Origin of the sequence: Aeromonas oralensis, assembly GCF_049665575.1 — a bacterium.
Classification (GTDB): Bacteria; Pseudomonadota; Gammaproteobacteria; order Enterobacterales; family Aeromonadaceae; genus Aeromonas; species Aeromonas hydrophila.
Genome location: NZ_CP187186.1, coordinates 3,429,131 through 3,450,719 on the forward strand (window position 1 = coordinate 3,429,131; position 21,589 = coordinate 3,450,719).

18 protein-coding genes and 1 pseudogene are annotated in these 21,589 nt (G+C 61.7%); 11 read left to right on the forward strand and 8 right to left on the reverse strand.

Translation table 11 applies throughout. From position 1 onward, the window contains the following. Positions 1–55: 55 nt before the first annotated feature. A complete protein-coding gene (locus tag ACPDZI_RS15825) occupies positions 56–691 on the reverse strand; it encodes a DsbA family protein (protein WP_187267780.1) in 636 nt (211 codons plus the stop codon). 80 nt (positions 692–771) lie between these two features. Next, positions 772–1,632, reverse strand: coding sequence for a Vmh family MBL fold metallo-hydrolase (locus ACPDZI_RS15830; RefSeq protein ID WP_076360550.1), 861 nt, complete (start codon positions 1,630–1,632; stop codon positions 772–774). Between the two features lie 126 nt (positions 1,633–1,758). On the opposite strand from ACPDZI_RS15830, the gene ACPDZI_RS15835 reads away from it, so the two are divergent. Next, positions 1,759–2,658, forward strand: coding sequence for a LysR family transcriptional regulator (locus ACPDZI_RS15835; RefSeq protein ID WP_438833455.1), 900 nt, complete (start codon positions 1,759–1,761; stop codon positions 2,656–2,658). An 82-nt stretch (positions 2,659–2,740) separates the two neighbouring features. Here the strand turns inward: ACPDZI_RS15835 and ACPDZI_RS15840 are convergent, their stop codons facing one another. Further along, positions 2,741–3,517 (reverse strand): BPSS1780 family membrane protein, encoded by a 777-nt coding sequence (locus ACPDZI_RS15840; protein WP_016351640.1) that lies wholly within the window; start codon positions 3,515–3,517, stop codon positions 2,741–2,743. A gap of 176 nt (positions 3,518–3,693) precedes the next feature. On the opposite strand from ACPDZI_RS15840, the gene ACPDZI_RS15845 reads away from it, so the two are divergent. Together ACPDZI_RS15845 and ACPDZI_RS15850 are read left to right on the forward strand one after the other, a co-directional pair. Further along, a complete protein-coding gene (locus tag ACPDZI_RS15845) occupies positions 3,694–4,548 on the forward strand; it encodes a hypothetical protein (protein WP_076360360.1) in 855 nt (284 codons plus the stop codon). 43 nt (positions 4,549–4,591) lie between these two features. After that, positions 4,592–5,416 (forward strand): peptidoglycan DD-metalloendopeptidase family protein, encoded by an 825-nt coding sequence (locus tag ACPDZI_RS15850; RefSeq protein ID WP_438833456.1) that lies wholly within the window; start codon positions 4,592–4,594, stop codon positions 5,414–5,416. Positions 5,417–5,492: 76 nt separating this feature from the next. Here the strand turns inward: ACPDZI_RS15850 and ACPDZI_RS15855 are convergent, their stop codons facing one another. Beyond that, positions 5,493–6,827 (reverse strand): MATE family efflux transporter, encoded by a 1,335-nt coding sequence (locus tag ACPDZI_RS15855; RefSeq protein WP_438833457.1) that lies wholly within the window; start codon positions 6,825–6,827, stop codon positions 5,493–5,495. Between the two features lie 155 nt (positions 6,828–6,982). Here ACPDZI_RS15855 and mscM point away from each other — a divergent pair, with 155 nt between their 5' ends. The 7 genes from mscM (at position 6,983) to frdD (ending at position 16,817) form a co-directional block, all read left to right on the forward strand. Beyond that, entirely contained in the window at positions 6,983–10,261 is a 3,279-nt protein-coding gene (gene mscM / locus ACPDZI_RS15860) for a miniconductance mechanosensitive channel MscM (protein ID WP_438833459.1), read from the forward strand. 22 nt (positions 10,262–10,283) lie between these two features. Beyond that, positions 10,284–11,003: a glycerophosphodiester phosphodiesterase gene (locus ACPDZI_RS15865; RefSeq protein WP_168966721.1), complete on the forward strand. Its 720-nt coding sequence runs from the start codon at positions 10,284–10,286 to the stop codon at positions 11,001–11,003. A gap of 125 nt (positions 11,004–11,128) precedes the next feature. Beyond that, positions 11,129–13,006, forward strand: a complete 1,878-nt coding sequence (locus tag ACPDZI_RS15870) for a methyl-accepting chemotaxis protein (RefSeq protein ID WP_076360364.1) — start codon at positions 11,129–11,131, stop codon at positions 13,004–13,006. 517 nt (positions 13,007–13,523) lie between these two features. Continuing rightward, positions 13,524–15,308, forward strand: a complete 1,785-nt coding sequence (frdA, locus tag ACPDZI_RS15875; RefSeq protein ID WP_011706984.1) for a fumarate reductase (quinol) flavoprotein subunit — start codon at positions 13,524–13,526, stop codon at positions 15,306–15,308. Beyond that, positions 15,301–16,035: a succinate dehydrogenase/fumarate reductase iron-sulfur subunit gene (locus ACPDZI_RS15880; RefSeq protein WP_042065016.1), complete on the forward strand. Its 735-nt coding sequence runs from the start codon at positions 15,301–15,303 to the stop codon at positions 16,033–16,035. Before frdA ends, ACPDZI_RS15880 begins: the two co-directional genes overlap by 8 nt. Before the next feature lie 16 nt (positions 16,036–16,051). Further along, on the forward strand, positions 16,052–16,450 hold the full coding sequence (locus tag ACPDZI_RS15885) for a fumarate reductase subunit C (protein WP_005298336.1): 399 nt from the start codon (positions 16,052–16,054) through the stop codon (positions 16,448–16,450). Between the two features lie 10 nt (positions 16,451–16,460). Next, the gene (frdD, locus tag ACPDZI_RS15890; RefSeq protein ID WP_011706986.1) at positions 16,461–16,817 is read left to right on the forward strand and encodes a fumarate reductase subunit FrdD; all 357 of its coding nucleotides are present in this window, start codon (positions 16,461–16,463) and stop codon (positions 16,815–16,817) included. A 132-nt stretch (positions 16,818–16,949) separates the two neighbouring features. Here the strand turns inward: frdD and ACPDZI_RS15895 are convergent. Further along, positions 16,950–17,647 (reverse strand): annotated as a pseudogene (locus ACPDZI_RS15895) (DAPG hydrolase family protein). Positions 17,648–17,740: 93 nt separating this feature from the next. Between ACPDZI_RS15895 and ACPDZI_RS15900 the strand changes: the two are divergent. Next, positions 17,741–18,382, forward strand: coding sequence for a TetR/AcrR family transcriptional regulator (locus tag ACPDZI_RS15900; RefSeq protein ID WP_438833460.1), 642 nt, complete (start codon positions 17,741–17,743; stop codon positions 18,380–18,382). A 121-nt stretch (positions 18,383–18,503) separates the two neighbouring features. Here the strand turns inward: ACPDZI_RS15900 and ACPDZI_RS15905 are convergent, their stop codons facing one another. The 3 genes from ACPDZI_RS15905 to ACPDZI_RS15915 form a co-directional block, all read right to left on the reverse strand. After that, on the reverse strand, positions 18,504–19,280 hold the full coding sequence (locus ACPDZI_RS15905; RefSeq protein ID WP_268013484.1) for a substrate-binding periplasmic protein: 777 nt from the start codon (positions 19,278–19,280) through the stop codon (positions 18,504–18,506). 55 nt (positions 19,281–19,335) lie between these two features. Further along, positions 19,336–20,556 (reverse strand): winged helix-turn-helix domain-containing protein, encoded by a 1,221-nt coding sequence (locus tag ACPDZI_RS15910; RefSeq protein ID WP_438833461.1) that lies wholly within the window; start codon positions 20,554–20,556, stop codon positions 19,336–19,338. 277 nt (positions 20,557–20,833) lie between these two features. Further along, positions 20,834–21,472 carry a class I SAM-dependent methyltransferase gene (locus ACPDZI_RS15915; RefSeq protein ID WP_146062949.1) on the reverse strand — a complete coding sequence of 213 codons (639 nt, stop codon included), beginning with the start codon at positions 21,470–21,472 and terminating at the stop codon, positions 20,834–20,836. Positions 21,473–21,589: the final 117 nt, after the last annotated feature.

Below are 21,589 nucleotides of genomic sequence, written 5' to 3' on the forward strand. Positions count from 1 at the left end.
GCAACGAGCACCTCGGACGCAGCACATCCGCCACCGGATACGACCTGCTGTTCACTCAACGATTCATCATGAGCTGGATCTGGCGAGCAAACTCCTGCGGTTCACCCAGGAAGGAGGAGGCGGACAAGGGGGTGACTTTGTCGCCCTGCACCAATCCCAGGGTCGGGTAGCCCTGCCCGCCGAGACGGCGCATCCAGCGCTGGCTGTCGGCCAGATGGCTTGCCAGGTCGGCCTGCTGGTAGGCCTTCACAAAATCATCCGCGCCAATGTTCTGCTCCGCCGCCAGGCTGGCCAGATGCTCGAGAGAACCGATCCAGATGCCATCGCGATAGTGGGATTGCTGGATGCGGTGCAACAGGCTCAGGCCGTTTCCACCCAGAGCCGTCACCGCCAGGATGGCGCGGATGGGCTGTTCCGAATCGAGCAGCAGACCATCGCGCAGCAGCAGCTCGTTGAAATAACGCTCGCCGAAAGGCTGGCCGGTCAGCGCCTGGATCCGCTCGTCATGGGGGCGGACGTAATCGCGCAGGGCCTGGCCCATCGCCTGTCTGCGCCCGCCAAGCCAGAGACCACCAGCGTGCAGCTCGATGCGCAGCTCCGGGATAGCAGCCGCAGCCTTCAACAGCGGGGCGGCGCCGTAGCACCAGCCACAGAGGGGGTCGTATACATAATGCAGTGTCGTTTCGTTCATATCATTCACTCGTTCATTCGGCTAAAAAAACCGGGCCCTCGGGCCCGGTAAAAAAACACAGGGAAGTAGGCGTCAGGGGTTTACCACTTCATCTCGCCGGTGTTGACCTTGGCACCGATGGCCAGACCATCGTCGACCGGCAGGGACGGGTAAGCCTTCTTCAGTGCTTCAATCAGCTGACCGGAGTTCTTGGCTTTGGCCAGCTCCTGTTCAAAGCGCTCTACGTAGTCACGGGTAAAGGTCACGGCTTCGGTACCCTTGGGCGCAGTCCCTAGGAAGTGACCCGGCACCACACGCTCGGGCTTCAGCGCCAGCAGATTGTTCAGCGCCTTGACCCAGTTGCTGCGAGCGGCTTTGGTCTGACTGTCAGCCATCCACACGTGCACGCCGCTGTAGACCGGTACGCCACCAAACGCCGTCTTGATGGACGGAGCCCACAGGTAGGCATTCGGGGTGTTCATCTCTTTGATCTCGATCTTCTCGCCATCCAGTGTCAGATGGCTGGCCGTCATCACTTGCGGCACGGTCAGGCTCTTCGGTGCACCCTTGCCAAGGATGGGGCTCCAGTAGCTCAGCTTGGCGTCCTTGGTCTGGTTGATATGGTCGACCACATGCTGGTCTGCCAGTACCTTGACGTCCGGGAAGGCTGCCTTGATGGGCTCCAGACCGAAGTAGAAGTCGGGGTCACCGGCACTGATATAGACGGTGGTCAGCTTCTTGCCGCTCTTCTTGATCATGTCGACCAACGCTTGGCCGTTTTGCACGTCGAACTGGGCATCGATCAGGATTGCTTCTTTGTCGCCAGTCACCAGGGAAGAGGAGACAGGAAAGATTGCCTTCTCGCCCGGGTTGTAGACGGTCACTGTGAGCGGGGCGGCCATGGCGGCACCGCTCAACAGGGTGGTGGCCAGGGTCAGGTTACGGATCAGGGAGTTGTTCATCATCTATTCCTCATTAAGTATTCGGGGGTTCATTTGATGGACACAGTTTATTGGATCAATTACGGTACAAATACAGCATAATAAGCGCATCACTGTTGCATTAATCGAGCATATAGAGAGCCTGAAATGGATCGACTGACCGCATTGCGGGTCTTTGTCAGCGTAGTCGAACAAGGCAGCCTGAGCGGCGCCGGGGAGAAACTGGAGATGTCGCGCGCCATGGTGACGCGCTACCTGGCGGAGCTGGAACAGTGGATGGGGGCACGACTGCTGCACCGCACCACTCGCCGGCTCAGTCTGACCGGCCCAGGGGAAGAGGCGCTGAACCGGGCCCGCGCCATGCTGGCACTGGGAGAAGAGATGGAGCAGATCGCCGTGCGCGGCGACGAGGCCCCCAAGGGCCAACTGCGCATCACCAGCAGCTATTCACTCTCGGAAGCCCTGCTGGTGAGCGCCGCCAACGACTACCTTGCGCGTTATGCGGGCACCGCCATCGACATCCTGCTGCTGGACCGCACCGTCAATCTGGTGGAGGAGCGAATTGATCTCGCCGTTCGCATCACCAATGACCTCGACCCCAATTTGGTGGCCCGCCGGCTCGGCACCTGTCACTCGGTGGTCTGTGCCAGCCCGGCCTATCTGGCCAAACACCCGACCCCGCACAAGGTGCAGGATCTCGCCCTGCACAACTGCCTCACCTACACCTATTTCGGCAAGAGCCTGTGGGAATTTCAGGGACCGGACGGGCCCGAATCGGTACCGGTGAGCGGCAACCTCAGTGCCAACATCTCCAACCTGCTGCTGGAGGCGACCCTGGAGGGGGCCGGCATCAGCCTGCAGCCCCGCTACTCGGTCCAGCCTCACCTCGACAGCGGCACCCTGGTGCCGCTGCTGGAGCAGTGGCAACCCAAGCGACTCGGCGTCTACGCCGTCTACGGCACCCGCAAGCAGATGTCACCGCTGTTACGCAGCTTCCTCGACTTTCTGGTGGAACGCATGGCCGTCGACCCCATGTGGCGAGAGTAGTGACGGAAACAAGAGACAACGCAAACATGCGAAAGGGGCCAGCAGGCCCCTTTCGCGCATATGTCACACCAGTCCGCTGGCGTCAGGCTTCGAAGCCGGTCAGCGGGGCTTCGGCAGGCGTCTCCTGCGTCACGTCCAGATAGATATCCCGGTAGGCCACATAGATGGAGTAGTTGAGCGCCGGGATCACCACCAGCAGACCCACCAGCATCAGCGCCGCGCCGAACAGCATCAGGATGGCGGCGATCAACCCCCACCAGAGGAAGGGCCACATGTTGGTCAGGCAGCCTTTGAAACTCAGTTTGGCCGCCTGCAGGATCCCTACATCGTGGAAAAAGATGAGGGCGGGGGCGAAGGTGATGGCCATCAGCACCGGGATCAGCAGTGCCAGCCCCAGCAGCAGACAGAGCAGCAGCCCCTGAGCCTGGGCCGCCGTCACCACCAGAGATTCGGGATCCTGGGTCAGCAGGGAGGTGAGCCCCCACATGGAGAGCAGGCCCAGGCAGATGAGGCCGATCAGGCTGAACAGGGCCAGCACCAGCAGGCCTCCCAGCATCAGCGGGGTCAGCTTGTGGCGAAAACCGGAGAAGAAATCGGCAAAGCGCAGCGGATTACCTTCATAACCGTGACGGGCCACCGCCACCCAGCCGGCACCCCAGACCATGTAAAGCAGCTGGGAGATGAGGCTGCCCGCCGGCAGACGCTCCAGCAGCAGACCGACCGCAAACCAGATGAGGACCATGGCAACACTGACCCCCATCCCCTTGTTGAAGACATCGAAACCGGATCGCACCCAGACCCAGCCACGCCCGATGGGGTGACGAGCAGGTTCTGCGCGCAGGGGGGACAATCCATTCATAACATTTCCTCGGTTCAAAACGGCTGGTTGCCGATTCTAGAGCCATGGGCCGACCGACTCAATGGCGGGTCACCGCCGAGACCGGTTTTGCACGTCATGGCTGCTTGTATCAGACGTTACGGTTATCATAAGAGACCCCTTTGCAAGGGGCATTCACTTATTCAAGAGAATCCAAGATGCGTACATCTCACCTGGCGCCAATTCTGCTGGCCTCCCTGTTGCTCAACCTCTGGCAGTGGCAGGCCGCCCCTGTCAAACCTCAGCCGGGATCCGACACTGCCAGCCCCACCAACAGCCCGTCGCAATGCGATTCGGTCACCAGCCAGAACAGCGGCCAGAGCACCGGGCAGAGCCTGCTGGCCAAGCTGCCCGGTAAGGGAAGCCAGAGCGAGCCTACCCCCGCCCAGGATGTGCTGCCTCCCAATCCCGAGCTGGAAGCCGCCATCAGCCAGTGGAGCCAGTCGAGCGAAGGATCCGTGCTGATCGAGCGACTCTATGACGCCGAACAGGGCAGCCAGCTCACCACCGTCTTTGACCGGCTCGACATAGTGGAAGACGTGCGCGGCCAGGTCCAGGAGCAACTGCGCGAGCTCTATCGCCTCGGCTTTGACCATCCCGATGCCTATGAGCAGGAGAGCCAGCGCATCTGGGGCAACCTCAGCAACCTACTGGGGGAGGATACCCGTACCCGGCTCGAACAGGAGATCTATTCGGGCGATACCAACCGCCTGCTGGAGATCCAGGGTCGCCTGGCGGAGCACGGCGAGCTGCTGGCACCGGCCCAGCGCCAATCCCTGACGCGTCTGCTGAGCGAGGCGAACCAGCAGCTGGCCCAGCAGGAGAGCGGCGATGCCGGCACCTATCTGGAGAACCAGCGCGCCTATACCCAGCGGGTACTGGAGAGCAGCCGCGGCTTCCTCAATCCGGATCAGCTCAAGGTGGTACAAGACATGCTGGAGCTGGACCTGGTACGCCAGGAGGTGTCGGTCCAGATGGAGGCCATCTACCAGCGCTTCCAGCCAGCGTCCTGATTTCGTTACCGTTTCGTTTTAGTCAACCCAGCCTGGAATCATCATGAGAGTCGTTTGTTGCCTATTGTTGCTGCTGGCCAGCCAGTCCGCCCTCGCCGAGGGCTTCATCAGTCGTCTGCTCAACCACCCGGTGCCGGGGGGCGTCGCCGTGGTGGCGCTGGGCAGTGAGGCGCAGGCCCCGACCGTCCGCTATCAGGGCAAGCCGGTGCTGGTGGTGCGTGAAGAGGGCAAGCGCTGGATTGCCATCGTCGGCATCCCCCTCAAGAGCCAGCCCGGCCCCCACCAGCTGCAGGTGAGCGATGGCCGCACCCTCGGCTTCTCGGTCGGCACCAAGCACTACCGGGAGCAGCACATCAAGCTCAAGAACAGTCGTCAGGTCAACCCGCTGGCCGAAGACATGACCCGCATCAACCGCGAACTGGCGGAACAGACACGCGCCTACCAGACCTTCAGCCCGACCCAGCCGAGCAACCTGCTGTTCGACAAACCGGTGGAAGGGCCGCTCTCCAGCCCGTTCGGGCTGCGCCGCTTTTTCAACGGCGAGGAGCGCAACCCCCACTCCGGCCTCGACTTCGCGGTCGGTGCCGGTACCCCCATCAAGTCGCCGGCGGCGGGCAAGGTGATCCTGATCGGCAACTACTTCTTCAACGGCAATACGGTGTTCGTCGATCACGGTCAGGGCCTCATCAGCATGTTCTGCCACATGTCGAAGGTCGACGTGAAGCTGGGCCAGAGCCTGCCCCGCGGCGGCATCGTCGGCCGGGTCGGCGCCACCGGCCGTGCCACCGGTCCCCACATGCACTGGAATGTCAGCCTCAACGACGCCCGTGTCGACCCCGCCATCTTCATCGGCGCCTTCAAGCCCTGAACCGCTGACCTGTCATGGGTGCTCAAAACGAAAAAGGCAGCCTGGGCTGCCTTTTTCATGGCCGACTGACCACATGTCAGGCTGCGCTATGCTGGCGCGCCTCCTTGTTCATCGCCTGCCACATCACCAGGACCAGCAGGGTGCTGCAGGTGGGCAATGCCAGCCAGACGCCGGATACCCCCCACAGGGAGGAGAAGCCCCACAGGAAACCGCCAATCAGCACCAATTTGCCGCCGGTGAGCAGGGAGGCGATGCGGGCCCGGTTGATGGCCTGGAAGTAGGTGGCCCCCACCAGCAGCAGCCCTTCCATCGGCAAGCCCCAGAAGTAGAGCCAGATGCCGAGGCTGGCCACCGGCAAGAGGGCCGCGTTGTCCCCGGCAAACAGATAGACCACCCCCTCCGGCCACAGATAGAGCGGCAGCATGCCGCACAAGGCCACCAGCAGGGTCACCCCCAGCGCCAGGTTGCGCACCCGCAGCACCCGCGCCCAGTTGCCCGCCCCTGCGTTGAAGCTGGCGATGGGCTGGATGCCCATGGCGATCCCCTCGAAGATGAGATAGAAGAAGGCCTCGCTGTAGCTGATGACGCCGTAGGCCGCCACGTGCAGCGAGGTGCCCACCGCCAGCAGCGCCTTGTTGTGCAGCGCCAGCACCACTGACAGATAGAGGTACATCAGAAAGCTCGACACCCCGAGTCGCAGCGTCTCCCCCATCAACCGCCAGTCGGGTCGCAGGGTGTCCCAACCAATGCGTAGCTGGCTGCGCGGGGTGAAGAAGTGCCACAGACAGAGGCCGCCGGTCACCGCCTGGGAAAGCATGGTCGCAATGGCGGCACCCGCCAGCCCCCAGGGGATCACCGCCATCAGCAGGTAATCGAGCAGCACGTTGAGCACGCCGCCCCCCACCAGGATCCAGGTGGTGAGGCCGGGTCGCCCGTCATTGCGCAGCAGGGCGGTAAACGCCATGGAGAGCACCGCAAAGACCCCGAGCCAGGCGTACCACTGCAGATAGGCAAAGCCGGCGTCAAAGATGACCCCCTCCGCCCCCATCCAGATCAGCATGGCCTCGCCGTAACGAATGCCGATGAAGGCGAGTAGCCCAGAGGCGATGAGCACCATCACCAGCGCGTTGCCGACGATGTGGCGTGCCCTCGCCTGCTCCCCTTTGCCCAGATAAAACGAGGCGAGCGCCGAGGAACCCATGCCGATCAGCGCCCCCACCGCATAGAGCACGGCGCAGATGGGGTACGCCAGCATCATGCCGGCCAGCCCGTCCTGACCCAGAATATGGCCGACGAAGATGCCGTCTATGGTGACATAGATGCCGGTGACCAGCATGGCGGCCACGGTCGGGGTGACGTAGCGCCAGAACAGGCGGGAAAGAGGGGCCGTGCCCAGATCGACTGCGGACATAAAACGCTCAACGGAGGGAAAAACGGCCAGAATAATAGCCAAAGCGGGCCGGGAACGCCCGTTATTTATGTTACAAATCATTAATATGGAAAACTTTACCCGCCCCGGCCCCTGCTTTAGGCTAGGGCGACCTCACCTGAACGGAAACGTGCGCCATGTTGCAACGCCTGCTCTGCCTGCTGCTCTCTCTCACTCTCCTCGCTCCCCTTGCCCAAGCCGATGACGCCATCACCCAGGTGGAAGAGCTGCTGCAGAGCGTGCCCAAGACGGACACCCCGGAAAACCAGAAGTTGCGGGAAAGTTACCAGCAGGCGCTGCAGTTTGCCCGGGAAGCCCAGCGTTATCGCGAGCAGGGCAAGGCCTATCAGCAGATCCTCATCGACTATCCCAAGGAGTCGGCCCGCCTCAAGGAGAGCCTGCACAACTACCAGCCCCAGCCTCGCCCGACCCTCTCCTCCCTGAAAGAGGAGGCGCTGCGCCAGGCCATCGGCCTGAGCAGCAACCGCCAGCTCAACCTGCGCAAGGAGCGCCAGGGGGTGATGGACAGCCTCAACCAGCTGGAGAGCACCGGCCAGGAGTATCACCTGCGGGTCGACGAGCTGCGCAAGCAGTTGCAGCAGACCCGCGCCCTGCTCGACCGGCTCAGCTTCAGCAGCGAATCGGATCGCCAGCAGGATGCCCAGCAGCTGGTCACCCGCCTCAAGGAACAGAGCCTCTCCGACCGGATCCAGATGCTGGAGCTGGAGCAACTCTCCGCCCAGCAGCGCAACGATCTCGGCAAACTCAGGCTGCAGGAGCTCAACCTCGCCATCACCGACGAGGATGAGTGGCAGACCAGCCTGCTCAACCAGCAGAACCAGCTGCGCCGCGACAAGACCGAGCAGGCGCTGGCAGAGAGCGAGCGGCTGCGCAAACAGCTCACCTCCGACATGCCGCTGCTGCTGGAGCAGCAACAGCAGAACCAGGCGCTCTCCATCCAGCTCGGCGCGCTGGAGGATCAGATAGAGCGGGTGCAGGATGAGCAGCGGATGATCGACAAGAACCTGTCGAGCCTGAACGATCTGGTCAACTCGGTGCGCGAGCAACTGGAGTGGCTGCAGATCAGCAACGCCTACGGCGAGAACCTGCGCAGCAAACTCTCCGACCTGCCCGCCTACTTCCCTCTCGACAAGCTGGAGTCGGCCATCGTCAACGCCCGCATGGCCAAGTACCAGTACGAGACCGAGCAGGACGCACTCAAGGACCCGCGCCAGATGCGCGATCAGCTGCTGGCCACCGACGAAGTCGCCCTCGATCGCGCCCAGCAGGCAGTGCTCGACAACCTGCTCAAGGCCCGTCGCCAGCTGCTGACCCGGCTCAACGACGCCTCCGACAGCCTCATTCAGGAGCAGACCCGGCTCAAGCTGCTCTACAGCCGCCAGAACAGCAAGATCGACGAGATCCGCGAGCTCAGCGCCAGCCACCTGTTCTGGATGCCGGACGTGCGCCCGCTCACCCCGGCCGTGCTGCTCGGGGTGCCGGCGGCCCTCGGCCTCGCCCTCAACCCGGTCAACTGGCTGCAACTGCCCCAGGCCATCGCCGAGAACAACCCTATCACCCTCACCTTCGCCGGCATCGGCATCCTGGTGCTGGCCTGGTGCTGGTTCAAACTGGCTCGCCACCTGACCCACTACAGCCAGCACATAGCGCCCCGCATCGGCAAGGTGACCCAGGACAAGTTCAGCCTCACCAGCCGGCTGCTGATGCGCTCCCTGCTCGCCTCCCTGCCGCTGCCCGCCATGGTGCTGATGGTGCGCGGCCTGCTCGACGGCGCCTGGCAATATCCGTTTGCGGTGGCGGTAGCCCGTGGCCTCGGCGAGATCTGGTTCCTGCTGTTGGCGCTCTTGATGGCCCGTCACCTGACGCTGGAGAAGGGGATCCTGATCCTCCATTTCCGCTGGCAGAAGGAGCGGGTGCAGAAGGTGTGGAGCCAGTTTCGCACCCTCTTGCTGGTGATCATCCCGAGCTTCTTCGTGCAGGGCATGGCCAACAGTTATCAGGAGCACGCCTTCTACGACTCCCTCGGCCGACTGGCCTTCATCGTCGGCGCCCTCTGGCTGCTGCTGTTCTTCGCCCGCCTCAACCGGGAGCGGCTGCCGCTCACCTGGGGCCAGGCCGACATGACCAAGCCGCACCTGCTGCACCACTTCATCTGGAACAGCCTGATGCTGGCCCCATTGCTGGCGGTGATCGGCTCCCTGCTCGGCTACTTCTATACCTCCCGCATCCTGCTGCGCCAGCTGGAGCTGAGCCTGCTGATGGGGCTGGGCTGCCTGCTCGTCTACTACCTGGCGCACCGCTGGATGCTGATCCAGCGTCGCCGCCTCGCCTTCGAGCGGGCCAAGAGCAAGCGGGCCGAGATCCTGGCCCAGCGCGGCCGGGAAGAGGGGCATGACGAACTCAGCTCCGAGATCCCGGACGTGGTGGAAGACACAGAGCTGGATCTGGATACCATCAGCGCCCAGTCGCTCGGGCTGGTGCGCACCTTGCTGATGCTGGGCTTCACCATGCTGGTGGTGGTGCAGTGGTCCGAACTCAACTCGGCGTTCAGCTTCCTGCGCAGCATCGAGGTGTGGCAGGTGAGCAGCAAGATTGGCGGCATTGAACAGCTCTCCGCCATCACCTTGCAGGATCTGATGCTGACGGTGTTTACCTTCATCCTGACCGTGGTCACCGCCCGCAACCTGCCGGGCCTGATGGAGCTGACCCTGCTCCAGCACCTGAGCCTCTCCCCCGGCACCGGCTTTGCTATCACCACGGTGACCAAGTACATAGTGCTGGTAGTGGGGGCGCTGACCGGCTTCTCCATCCTCGGCATTGACTGGTCCAAGGCGCAGTGGATGGTGGCGGCCCTCTCCCTGGGTCTGGGTTTCGGGCTGCAGGAGATCTTCGCCAACTTCGTGTCGGGCCTCATCATACTGTTCGAGAAACCGATCCGGCTCGGCGACACAGTTACCATTCGCGAGCTGACCGGCACCGTCACCAAGATCAAGACTCGCGCCACCACCATAGTGGACTGGGACAGGAAGGAGATCATCGTCCCCAACAAGGCTTTCATCACCGAACAGTTCATCAACTGGTCGCTGTCAGACGCCATCACTCGGGTACGGCTGCGCATCCGCATCGGCCTGACCCAAGAGCCCAGAAAGATACAGACCATTCTGGAAGAGTCGATCCGGGCCTCCACCCTGGTGCTGGAGACCCCCTCCCCCGAGGTGTTCCTGATCGAATTCACCGACTCGGCGCTGATCTACGAGATCCGGCTCTACGTGAACAGCATGGATCACCGTATGCCCATCACCCACGAGGTCCACTCGCTGGTGCTGGAAAAATTGCAGCAACAGGGGCTGGGGCTGCCGCACCAGCAGATCGACATTCGTCTGAGCCGGGCCTGAGCAGGCACCACAGGAGTACATCATGCAGATCATTGCCCATCGCGGCGCCAGCGGGCTGGCACCGGAAAATACCCTCAAGGCCATCCGGCTGGCACTGGCGCTGGGCGCCGGGGCCATCGAGATCGACGTGCAGCTGGCCGACGGCGAGTTGTGGGTGTTCCACGACCGGAGGCTGGAGCGCTGTACCGACGGCAGCGGCGTATTGACGGCCCAGTCGCGCGCCTACCTGGCGAGTCTGGATGCCGGTGAGGGGGAAGGGATCCCGACACTGTGGCAGGTGATGGAGGTGATTGCCGGCCAGGCCGAGCTGCATATCGAGCTGAAAGGATCACAAACAGCTGACGAGGTGGCCCGACTGACCCGGCGCGCCGAGGCCGAGCTTGGCTTCGGGCCCACGCAGTGGGTCGTCTCCTCCTTCCACCACCCGGAGCTAGCCCGCTTTGCCGCCCTGCGCCCCGACATCCGGCTGGGGGCACTGACTTCCACAATTCCCCTCACCTTGGCCAAATTTGCAGCCGAGCTGGGGGCCTGGTCGCTCAACTGCGACGTGGATTTTGTCGATCAGGCTCTGGTGCAGGATGCCCACAAGAGCGGGCTCAAGGTGCTGGTCTATACGGTCGATGAGCCCGCCGATCAGGCGATGCTGGCTGCCATCGGCGTTGATGGCATCTTTACCAACCGGCCGGACCGCTTCCTGCCGTCGACCAAAAACGGACTCATTGTGTCAGGGGGAGTTCGATAACCGCTGATTTAAGCTATAAATTTAAAGGCACACCGGGATACAAAAAGTTCTACTTTGGCCGATACAGTGTTGGCCCATAACAATAAGACCACACATCGCAGACTGACGCTCACAAGGATGTAAACATGAACTTATCCATCAAGAACAAGCTTGTCCTCGCCATCGGGGTCATTATCCTGGTCATCACCGGCCTGCAGGTCTGGTACAACACCACCCAGCTGAGAAGCGAAACCCAACGCCTGATCTGGAGCTTCATCGACGACAGCTCGGCTGCCAATGTGAAAGGCATCTCCCGCTGGCTGGACGCCCGCATCAGCATGGTTACTTCCACCAAGGAGGCCTTCGCCAAGGAAGACGAGCCCATCAGCCATCTGGCCCAATCCATGAATGCCGGCAACTTTGACCTGGTCTACGTCGGCACCAAGGATGGCAAGATGATCCAGAGCAAGCCGACCGACCTGCCGGCCGGCTATGACCCTCGTCAGCGCCCCTGGTACAAGGACGCCATGGCCGCCGGCAAGCTCGCCATCACGGCGCCCTACGCCGACATCACCACCGGCCAGCTGATCATCACCATCGCCGAGCCTTTCACCCGGGGCAATACCCAGGGTGTCATCGCCGGTGACGTCTCCATCGACGCCCTGGTACGCGATGTGCTGGCCATCAACTCGGAAGGGACCTACGCCATCCTGGTGGACAGCAACGGCACCATCATTGCCCACCCGGACAAGGAACTGGCCCTCAAACAGGCGACCGCCATCTCCCCCGAGCTGACTGCCGCCAAGGTCAACGAGCTGGCCCATGACAACACCATCTCCGAGATGGATATCAGCGGCAAACCCAGCGTGTTCGACCTGACCGAGATCCCCAACACCAACTGGTATTTCGGCATCGTGGTGGATGAAGCAGTCGCCTACCAGTCCGTCTCACGCATGGTGACCTCCGCCCTGCTGCAAGGCCTGCTCACCATTCTCATCGTCGCCGGCTTCTCTTATGTCGCCATCAACGGTTCGCTGGCCCCGCTGAAAACCCTGGGCGAGGCGATTGCCGATCTCTCCCGCGGCAACGGCGATCTGACCCGCCGCGTCAAGATCGAGCGTGAAGACGAAGTAGGCATTGTCGCCAAGCACGTCAACACCTTCATCGACCGGATCCACGTGATGGTGCAGGACATCTCCAACTCCTCCGGCCAACTGAACCAGCAAGCCAAGTCGTCCCACAACATGGCGGAAAAATCGAGCCAGGGTCTGGCTCGCCAACAAAACGAGATCTCCCAGATCGCTACCGCGGTACACGAGATGTCCGCCACTGCGGTGGAAGTGGCGAGCAACGCCGAGCAGACCGCCGATGCGGCCCGCAGCTCTTCCAGCAGCTGCGAGCATGGCAAGCAGGTGATCGCCCGCAACCAGCGCTCCATCACGGATCTGGCTACCCAGGTCAAGCAGGCCTCCGGCATCATTCAGGAACTGGAAAAGAACGCCCAGGAGATCAACACCATCCTCTCCACCATTCAGGGCATCGCCGAGCAGACCAACCTGCTGGCGCTGAACGCCGCCATTGAAGCGGCACGGGCCGGTGAACAGGGTCGCGGCTTTGCGGTGGTGGCCGACGAAGTGCGGGTGCTGTCCCAGCGTACCCACAGCTCCACCGTCGAGATCCGCAGCATGATCGAAACCCTGCAGCGCAACACCCAGGGCGCCGTCAGCACCATGCACGAGGGTCAGTTGCTGGCCCAGAACAGCGTGGAAGATGCCAACGATGCCACCCAGGCACTGGAGCAGATCACCGCCTCCATCAACCAAATCTCCGACATGGCCACCCAGATCTCCAGCGCCGCCGAGGAGCAACGGGCGGTGACCGACGAGGTCAGCCGCAACATCCAGGCGGTCAAGGATGTCTCGGACGAGCTGGCGGTCGATGCCGACAGTTCGCGCCATCTGTCTGAACAACTTAAAAATATTTCAGGTGAACTGAGCAATCAGGTCGGCATGTTCCGGATCTGATCAACCGAAATCAAAGGGGCCACACAGGCCCCTTTTTTTATAGAAAAATGCTTTTGTTTCAATAGTTATTACCACATCAACCATCGGGACTATGGGGATGAAAATCCCCATACGAAGCGCTATCTCATAATAAAGCAACGCATCAAGGCTGACATTCGGATTAGTTTTTTGAACTCAATCACAGTATTGTTCTATCCGTGAATAATTCTTATTAAATATTTTTGATAAAAAACTTAAAAACTTTATGGGTAATACCTAAAAAGAGAGGTGTTTCTCATTTTTTTGAAAGAAAACTACGTATAATCCTGAGCTTAAAATAACCATAGCAATGACTGCGGCTGATACCGATAACTGAAGGATGGCGATAATTACGGCGTTTTCATCCAAGGAATGGGGTGATTTTGATAAAAGTCACCATTGCCAAGCACTAAAACAAACCAGTTTGACTTGCATCAAGCCTGAATTTTTTTCATAGAGCAAAATCGTGCCCAGCAAATCTATCCCTAAGGAGGCAGATGTGGATATTATCAAGACCGATGTCGCCATCATCGGTGCTGGTGGCGGTGGCCTGCGTGCCGCAATCGCCATAGCAGAAGCCCACCCGGAGCTGGAGATCGCCCTGATCTCCAAGGTCTACCCGATGCGCAGCCACACCGTGGCCGCAGAAGGCGGTGCCGCCGGTGTCGTCCGTGATGATGACTCCCTCGAAAACCACTTCAACGACACCGTATCCGGTGGTGACTGGTTGTGTGAGCAGGACGTGGTCGACTACTTCGTCAACAATGCCACCAACGAGATGATCCAGCTGGAGCACTGGGGTTGCCCCTGGAGCCGCAAGCCGGACGGCAAGGCCAACGTGCGTCGTTTCGGCGGGATGAAGATCCCACGCACCTGGTTCGCGGCAGACAAATCCGGTTTCCACATTCTGCACACCCTGTTCCAGACCTCCATCAAGTACCCCACCATCAAGCGCTTTGACGAGCACTTCTGCATGGATCTGATCGTGGAAGATGGCCGCGTCCAGGGCGTTCTGACCTTCGACATCCAGAACGGCATCACCCGCTTCATCCAGGCCAAATCCGTCATTCTGGCCACCGGTGGCGCCGGCCGTGTCTACCGCTACAACACCAACGGCGGCATCGTCACCGGTGACGGCATGGCGCTGGCCTACCGCCACGGCGTGCCGCTGCGCGACATGGAATTCGTGCAGTACCACCCGACCGGTCTGCCGGGTACCGGCATCCTGATGACCGAAGGTTGTCGTGGTGAAGGCGGCATCCTGCTCAACAAGGATGGCTACCGCTACCTGCAAGACTACGGTCTGGGTCCGGAAACTCCGGTCGGCCAGCCGAAGAACAAGCACATGGAGCTGGGTCCGCGCGACCGTCTCTCCCAGGCCTTCTGGCAGGAGCAGCAAAAAGGCCGCGTGATCCAGGGCCCGATGGGCGATGTGGTTCACCTCGACCTGCGCCACCTCGGCGAGAAGTACCTGAAAGAGCGTCTGCCGTTCATCTGCGAACTGGCCAAGGCCTACGTGGGTGTGGATCCGGTGAAAGAGCCGATCCCGGTCCGTCCGACTGCCCACTACACCATGGGCGGCATCGAGACCAACGGTCAGTGCGCCACCCGCATGCCGGGTCTGTACGCCCTGGGCGAGTGTGCCTCCGTCGGTCTGCACGGCGCCAACCGTCTGGGTTCCAACTCCCTGTCCGAGATCGTGGTATTCGGCAAGGTAGCCGGTGAGCACGCCGGTGAGTTTGCCAAGACCCAGCAACACGGCAACACCCAGGCGCTGGCCGCCAAGGCCGAGGCGCTGATCAAGCAGCACCTCTCCCTGCTCGATATCGACGGCACCGAAAACCCGGCCGATATCCGCAACGAGTTGGGCATGTCCATGGAAGCCGGGGTCGGTATCTACCGTACCGAAGAGCTGATGCAGGGCACCATCGACAAGATCAACGAGCTGAAAGCCCGTTACAAGAAGATCAAGATCAACGACAAGTCCTCGGTTTTCAACACCGACCTGCTGTACGCCATCGAACTGGGCTACATGCTGGACGTGGCCGAAGCCATGGCGCACTCCGCCCTCAACCGGAAAGAGTCCCGCGGTTCCCACCAGCGTCTGGACGGTTACGAAGAGCGTGATGACGTGAACTTCCTCAAGCACACTCTCTCCTTCTACAACGGTGAAGGGGCCCCGACCATCGATTACTCCGATGTGAAGATCACTAAATCCCAACCGGCGAAACGCGTATACGGTTCCGAGGGTGAGAAACAAGACGAGGCTAAGAAGAATGGCTGAGATGATCGAAATTGAAATCCTGCGCTACCGTCCCGAGCAGGATAACGAGCCCTGGATGCAGACCTTCCAGGTGCCCTACCTCAAAGAGATGTCCCTGCTGGATGCGCTGCAATACATCAAGGATCATCTGGACTCTACCCTGAGCTTCCGCTGGTCCTGCCGGATGGCGATCTGCGGCTCCTGCGGCATGATGGTCAACGGTATTCCCAAGCTGGGTTGCAAGACCTTCCTGCGCGACTACCTGCCGGGCAAGATGACCATAGAGCCGCTCAACAACTTCCCGATCGAGCGCGATCTGGTGGTCGATATGTCCGACTTCATCGAGAAGCTGGAGAGCATCAAGCCGTACATCATCCCGTCCGAGCCGCGCAGCCTGTGCGACGGCGAGTACACCCAGACCCCGGCTGACATGGCGAAGTATCACCAGTTCTCCATGTGCATCAACTGCGGTCTGTGCTATGCGGCCTGCCCGCAATATGGCATCAACAAGAAGTTCACCGGTCCGGCAGCACTGGCGCTGGCCTATCGCTACAACGCCGACAACCGCGACAGCGCGTCCAGAGAGCGGATGAAGATCATCAGCCAGGACGAGGGCGTCTGGGGTTGTACCTTCGTGGGCTACTGCTCCGAAGTGTGCCCGAAAGGCGTGGATCCGGCGGCGGCCATCCAGCTTGGCAAGGTCGAGAGCGCCAAGGACTACATGATCGCCATGTTCAAGCCAGATTGAGATCAGGAATGAGACCATGAACAACACCAATAGCAAACGTAAGCCTTACGTCCGCGAAATGAAGAAAGACTGGTGGCTGAAGAATGCCTTCTACACCGGTTACATGATCCGCGAAGGCACCAGCATCTTTGTCTCCATCTACGCCGTCGTGCTGATGTGGGGTCTGTTGCGCCTGGTACAGGGTCAGGAGGCGTTCAACGGCTGGCTGGAATCCCTGCAAAGCCCGATCGCCATCCTGTTCCATGTCATCGCCCTGGCAGCCTGCCTGTTCCACGCCAAGACCTGGTTCGCACTGGCCCCGAAAGCCATGCGCATCTTCCGTGGCGAAGACCTGGTACCGGAGAAGCCGATCGTCATCGCCCAGTATGTGGCGCTGGCGGTGGTATCCCTGCTTGTCCTGATCATCGTGGCCTGAGGAGAAAACCATGAGACGTTCTGACGAACCCATTTACTGGGGACTGTTTGGTGCCGGCGGCATGGTGGTTGCCATGCTGCTGCCGGTCATTGTCCTCATCACCGGTCTGCTGGTGCCCATGGGCATCATGGACGTGGAGACCATGAGCTACGAACGCGCACTCGAGTTCGCCAGCTCCTGGTGGGGTGCCTGCATCCTGCTGGTCATCATCGCCCTGCCCATCTGGCACGGCATGCACCGCATCTACCACGGTCTGCATGATCTGGGGATCCACACCACCAAGCTGCACCACTATGTGTTCTATGGCTTCGCCTTCCTGGTGTCCGCCATCACTCTGGGTCTGCTGATGGTACTGGTATTCCAGTAAGCGCATCCTGACGCAATGACAAACCGGGCCAAGTGCCCGGTTTTTTTATGGCCCCTCGGCGGCTCACGCCACAGCCCGATAGCCGGCATGCTCCCTGCTCCCAGCAACGTTCAATGCCAACTATCAGCCCCGTCACCAGAGCGTCGGCGCCGGTTCACGACCATTTTCCGCGTAGTAGAGCGACGGCAGAAACTGCGCCAGATAGCTGAACTCGCTGTAGCAGTGGCGCATCAGGTTGAAGCCTATCTCGTCCGGCACCTCGTCAAACGGGTTGGCGCAGGTTTTGCCCAGCAGGAAGCGGCTACGCAGCACACAACCATAAGAGGTATCACGCGCCAGGTGCAGCATCTCGCCATCCAGCGGCGCACCGTTGTCATCCAGAGCTACCTCGTCGCCAAAGCCGATGCGGGCGCAGATGGCGGCAGAGAGAGCCTGCGTCTCCCGCGCCTCCTGCAGCGGCTGCGACGCAAACACCTCTTCGGCGCCATGGAACTTGAGGCGGGCTGCCACTGGCGGCAGCTCGGCAAGCCACTCCACCGCCGCTATGCTGGCCCCCACATAGCGCTCCCCTTTTTCCAGTGATGATCCCAGCCCCGGTGCTCGACGTGGTCGTGCGGGTGCCACCACCGGATGTGCTGGGTCGTTTCGAAGAAGGTGAACCACCAATCCAGCATGCGCCCCTTGCAGCCGTGCAGATCGGTGCGGATGGCGACCGTCAGCAGGCCGTCGGAGCTGCGGGTCAGGCCCATTTCCAGGCGTAGCGGCTGCGGCCTGAGCAACTCATTGATGTCATTGACGCCCCAGGGGGCAAACAACGGGGAAGTATCCATGATGAGACTCCAATAAATTACGAAACGAAATTCGTTCCCTAATTTAAGCTATGCCTGTATGCTGGGTCTGTCAATGCTTTCTAGGAGCCCATCATGTCGCACCAGAACGATGAAGAAACACGCTCACGAGGCCGTCCGGTCACCCCGGAAGCCGACCTTCGCTCCGCCCTCGCCGAGGCGACGCTGACCTTGTTGCTCAAGGGTGGTTACGGCGCCGCGACCGTGGATGCGGTGGCCAAACAGGCGGGGGTTGCCAAGAAGACCCTCTACCGCTTTGCCGCCAATCGTGACGAGCTGGTGGCGCAGGCGGTGCGCAGTTGGACCGATGCCTTTCAACCGGCCTTCGAGCAGGATGCTGCTCACCCAGGCGCGCTGGGGGAGATGTTGGAGCAGGGCTTGCAAGCCATTGCCAGCCAGGTGTTAAGCGCGCAGGCGGTGGGCATGTTCCGGCTGCTGCAGCATGAGTTCGCGGGGCGCGATGCCCTGCTGGCGGCCTATCAGGAGAACGGCATTGCCCGCGGCAGGGCGACGCTGGCGGCGTGGCTACAGCGCCAGCAGCAACTGGGCTGGCTGCGCGAGCTGGACACCGCTCAAACCAGCGATCTGTTGCTGGCGATGACCATGGCGGAGCCGCTGCGCCAGATGGCGCTCGGCTTGCTGGCGCCGGGCAGCGACATCCGCGCGCGCATCGCCGCCGCCGTAGCCCTGATCCTGCCCGGCCTGGTGCGGGGGTAAAGCCCCCTCGGCAAGGAAGCTGCGCTAGGGCAACGGGGGGAGCGCAGAACCTGCCGAAGAGCCGCCAGGCCCCCGTCACCGCCATAAAAAACCGGGCGCCAGGCCCGGTTGTTGATGCTGGTCACTCTGTCGGTGGCAAAAAGCGGCGCATCACCTCGTCGCTGTAACCGCTGTCCTGAAACTCGATGAACACCTGGTTGAGGCGGGTCACCAGCTCATAGGCCCGTGGCGACCCCTTGCTCACCAGCAGATAGAAGCCCTTGCGGCTGGGTAGGGCCAGGTTGAGCAGACCGCTCTCGCTCTGGTAGATGCCAAGGCCGATGCCGCTCATCAGCGGCTCAATCTCGCTGGGCAAGAAGTCGCAGCGATCGCGCCCCAGCATGTCCAGCGCCTGCTGCAGCTGCTTGACCCGGCGCGGCTCCAGAACCAGTCCGTAAGGGGCATAGTTGTAGCCGATCACCCCGCACACACGGGAGCGATTGACCGTCTGCAGATCAGGCGCCTCGGGAAAGCGCCGCTTGAGGTAGAAAAATCCGAGGTGGGTGTAGTAGAGCGGCACGCTGTAGAAGGCATATTCCGCCCGCTCCGGCTTGTAGCTGGCATCCCAGGTCAGCTCGCACAAGCGATTCTGGCGATAGTCGGCCAGCTCCTGCTGCACCCGCGCCCAGGGCAGATAACGGATCTTGTAGGGCAACCCGAGCTTTTTCAGGGCATCGAGCACCTGGGTTGTGGCGGAGCCGGTGAGACGGCGGGTGTCGGGCACGCCATCCTTGCGCTCCCAGTAGGTGAAGGGAGCCCACTCGTTGCCCTCCCCCAGACAGATCTGCACCTCAGGCTCCGCCGCCTCCACCAGCCCGGCTAAGCCCCATCCCAGCAGCAACAACATGGATCGCGTCATCGTCTCACTCCTTTGCTTCCCTTGCAGCTTAGTTCAGGCGGGAGTAACGCCCCCGTCAGGAGGCAATCTCCTGCCACAGGGCCAGCAGGGGCGCGGGGATGGCGCCGTAGCGCAAGATCGGGGTCTGATGCCAGTCGGCCAGCCGCTGCAGCGCTTTGGCCAGATCCTGCGCCAGGGTCCGGGTCACCCTGACCCCCGCCTCCAGATAGAGGCTCTTTATCTCGAAGATCCCCTGCTGGCGATGGGCCTTGGCATCCATCCTGCCCACCAGCTTGCCGCGATGCAGCAGCGGCAGCACGAAGTAGCCGTACTGGCGCTTGGGCGCCGGGGTGTAGCACTCGATGCGATAGTCGAACTGGAACAGCTCGCTGGCCCGTTTGCGATCCCAGACCAGCGGGTCAAACGGCGACAGCGCCGTGGTGTGGCTGGCCTTGAGAGTGCCGGACTGGGCCTGGGCCAGTTCGTCAGCCAGCGAAGCGTGCACGAAGGCGCCGTACTGCCACCCCTCCACCCGCACCGGCAAAAGCTCTCCCTCGTCCGCCAGCTGATGAAGCAGGGCATCGTACTTGCCGCGCCGCAACCGATAGTAGTCGGCCACCCAGCCGGTCTTGACCAGCCCCAGCGCCTGGCAACTGGCTCGCACCATGTCCCTTTGCGCCTGTTCCGGGCTCGGCAGATCCCGCTCGTCGCGCCACTCGGGCATCACCCGCTCGGCCAGATCGTAAACCCGCTGGAAATTGCGCCGCTCGCGCACCATCAGCTGGCCTGCGGTAAATAGCACCTCCAGATGGCGCTTCTCCGGCTTCCAGTCCCACCAGCCATTACCCTTTCCCCCCTTGCGTTCAAAATCCGCCGCCCGCACCGGGCCGTGTTGGCGAATGCGCTCGATGATCTCGCCAATCTCCTGCTGATGGGTGGCAAGCCAGTTGGCCGAAAACTTCCAGCCCATGGCGGCGGGATCCAGCATGCGATGGCGCAGCAGGCGGTAATCCTCGCGGGGAACGAAACAGGCCTCGTGCGCCCAATATTCGAAGATCTCGCCATCGGCCAGCAGTTGCTCGAGCCAGCGCGGATCATAGTGGCCGAGACGGCTAAAGAGCACCAGATAGGGGCTGCGCGCCACTACCGAGATGGTATCGATCTGCAGCAGCGCCATGCGGCGGATGGTTGCCAGCAGATCGGCCGGGGTCGCCTTGCTGCGGCGCGGCACCAGCAACCCCTGCGCCGCCAGTTGCAAATGACGGGCATCCTGTAGTGAAAGATGGGGAATCGACATGAAGAACCACTCCTTGGTATCAGGATATGGGCGGCTTGCGGCGCCTGGGAGTCAATGCAGAGAAACAGGCAAGCGGACCCCGCCAATCAGGCCATCAGCATGCCCAAGCCGCCGTCAAATGGAAATGCCCGGCTCAGAACCTGTTCACGATCTGTGACGAGAGGTCGTCAGCAAGGTAAAGAGCAGTGCAGGAACCAGAGTGTATATAAATACATGAGGATTCCGAGCAGCACATGAGCCTTGATCACGACCTCACAGTAAGAACATGAGCAGGTTCTCAGGGTTTGGTGATGACCGCCACATCCGCGTGAGGAAACTCGACCTGCGCCTGCCAGCGGGCCGCCAGAGCGCGAAAGGAGGCCTCGGCAAAGAAGACGATGTGGGTCGGATCGTGGCGATAGCGCCACTGCCGGAAGCGCTCATCCTCCAGCACCCGCTGGGTCTGCAGCACCAGCAGGCCGCCGGGCTTGAGGCAGCCCCACAGCCTCTCCAGCACGGCGCGCGGGGTGGCGATGTGCTCGATCACCTCGGTGCTGGTGATGAAGTCATACTGCTGCGCCAGCAGCTCGGGCTCATCGGCATAGAACTTGTCATAGCCCGCCATCTGGTAGCCCGCCTCGCGGCCCATGGCGATGAGCGCCGGACCCGGGCCGCAGCCAAAATCGAGGCCGCTGGCCGGCGGAGGCAAACGGCGCTGCACCTCACCAAAGGCCCGCTGCAGAAACTGGCGATAGCGGGGGTCATCCACCTGGTTGTCGTGGCCGTCATAGACCGCCTTCTCGCGCGCGGGATCCAGGTGCTCGGCCGCATCCAGCCAGACCAGCTCGCAGGCCCGGCAGCGATGGTACAGCTTGCCGGCCACCGGCAGCTCATAGGCATCGGCGACGCAGCAGAGCGGGCAGGATAAGGGGGTCATGGCATCTCCTCTCGAAAGCGGGGCGGTCAAAAGTGGCCGCAGCTTGCCTGCCCGCCTGGCGGCTGACAAGGTTTTTGTCCGGCCACCCCGCAATCGCGGTCGCAGCATTATCTATTT

What these genes read in the sequence shown, in the direction of transcription:
- ACPDZI_RS15885 (WP_005298336.1), top strand. Translation starts at nt 16,052, where the DNA reads ATGAACAACACCAATAGCAAACGTAAGCCTTACGTCCGCGAAATGAAG.
- ACPDZI_RS15865 (WP_168966721.1), top strand. Translation starts at nt 10,284, where the DNA reads ATGCAGATCATTGCCCATCGCGGCGCCAGCGGGCTGGCACCGGAAAAT.
- ACPDZI_RS15910 (WP_438833461.1), bottom strand. Translation starts at nt 20,556, where the DNA reads ATGTCGATTCCCCATCTTTCACTACAGGATGCCCGTCATTTGCAACTG.
- ACPDZI_RS15850 (WP_438833456.1), top strand. Translation starts at nt 4,592, where the DNA reads ATGAGAGTCGTTTGTTGCCTATTGTTGCTGCTGGCCAGCCAGTCCGCC.
- ACPDZI_RS15880 (WP_042065016.1), top strand. Translation starts at nt 15,301, where the DNA reads ATGGCTGAGATGATCGAAATTGAAATCCTGCGCTACCGTCCCGAGCAG.
- ACPDZI_RS15845 (WP_076360360.1), top strand. Translation starts at nt 3,694, where the DNA reads ATGCGTACATCTCACCTGGCGCCAATTCTGCTGGCCTCCCTGTTGCTC.
- ACPDZI_RS15870 (WP_076360364.1), top strand. Translation starts at nt 11,129, where the DNA reads ATGAACTTATCCATCAAGAACAAGCTTGTCCTCGCCATCGGGGTCATT.
- ACPDZI_RS15840 (WP_016351640.1), bottom strand. Translation starts at nt 3,517, where the DNA reads ATGAATGGATTGTCCCCCCTGCGCGCAGAACCTGCTCGTCACCCCATC.
- ACPDZI_RS15835 (WP_438833455.1), top strand. Translation starts at nt 1,759, where the DNA reads ATGGATCGACTGACCGCATTGCGGGTCTTTGTCAGCGTAGTCGAACAA.
- ACPDZI_RS15905 (WP_268013484.1), bottom strand. Translation starts at nt 19,280, where the DNA reads ATGACGCGATCCATGTTGTTGCTGCTGGGATGGGGCTTAGCCGGGCTG.
- ACPDZI_RS15825 (WP_187267780.1), bottom strand. Translation starts at nt 691, where the DNA reads ATGAACGAAACGACACTGCATTATGTATACGACCCCCTCTGTGGCTGG.
- ACPDZI_RS15855 (WP_438833457.1), bottom strand. Translation starts at nt 6,827, where the DNA reads ATGTCCGCAGTCGATCTGGGCACGGCCCCTCTTTCCCGCCTGTTCTGG.
- frdD (WP_011706986.1), top strand. Translation starts at nt 16,461, where the DNA reads ATGAGACGTTCTGACGAACCCATTTACTGGGGACTGTTTGGTGCCGGC.
- mscM (WP_438833459.1), top strand. Translation starts at nt 6,983, where the DNA reads ATGTTGCAACGCCTGCTCTGCCTGCTGCTCTCTCTCACTCTCCTCGCT.
- ACPDZI_RS15900 (WP_438833460.1), top strand. Translation starts at nt 17,741, where the DNA reads ATGTCGCACCAGAACGATGAAGAAACACGCTCACGAGGCCGTCCGGTC.
- ACPDZI_RS15915 (WP_146062949.1), bottom strand. Translation starts at nt 21,472, where the DNA reads ATGACCCCCTTATCCTGCCCGCTCTGCTGCGTCGCCGATGCCTATGAG.
- ACPDZI_RS15830 (WP_076360550.1), bottom strand. Translation starts at nt 1,632, where the DNA reads ATGAACAACTCCCTGATCCGTAACCTGACCCTGGCCACCACCCTGTTG.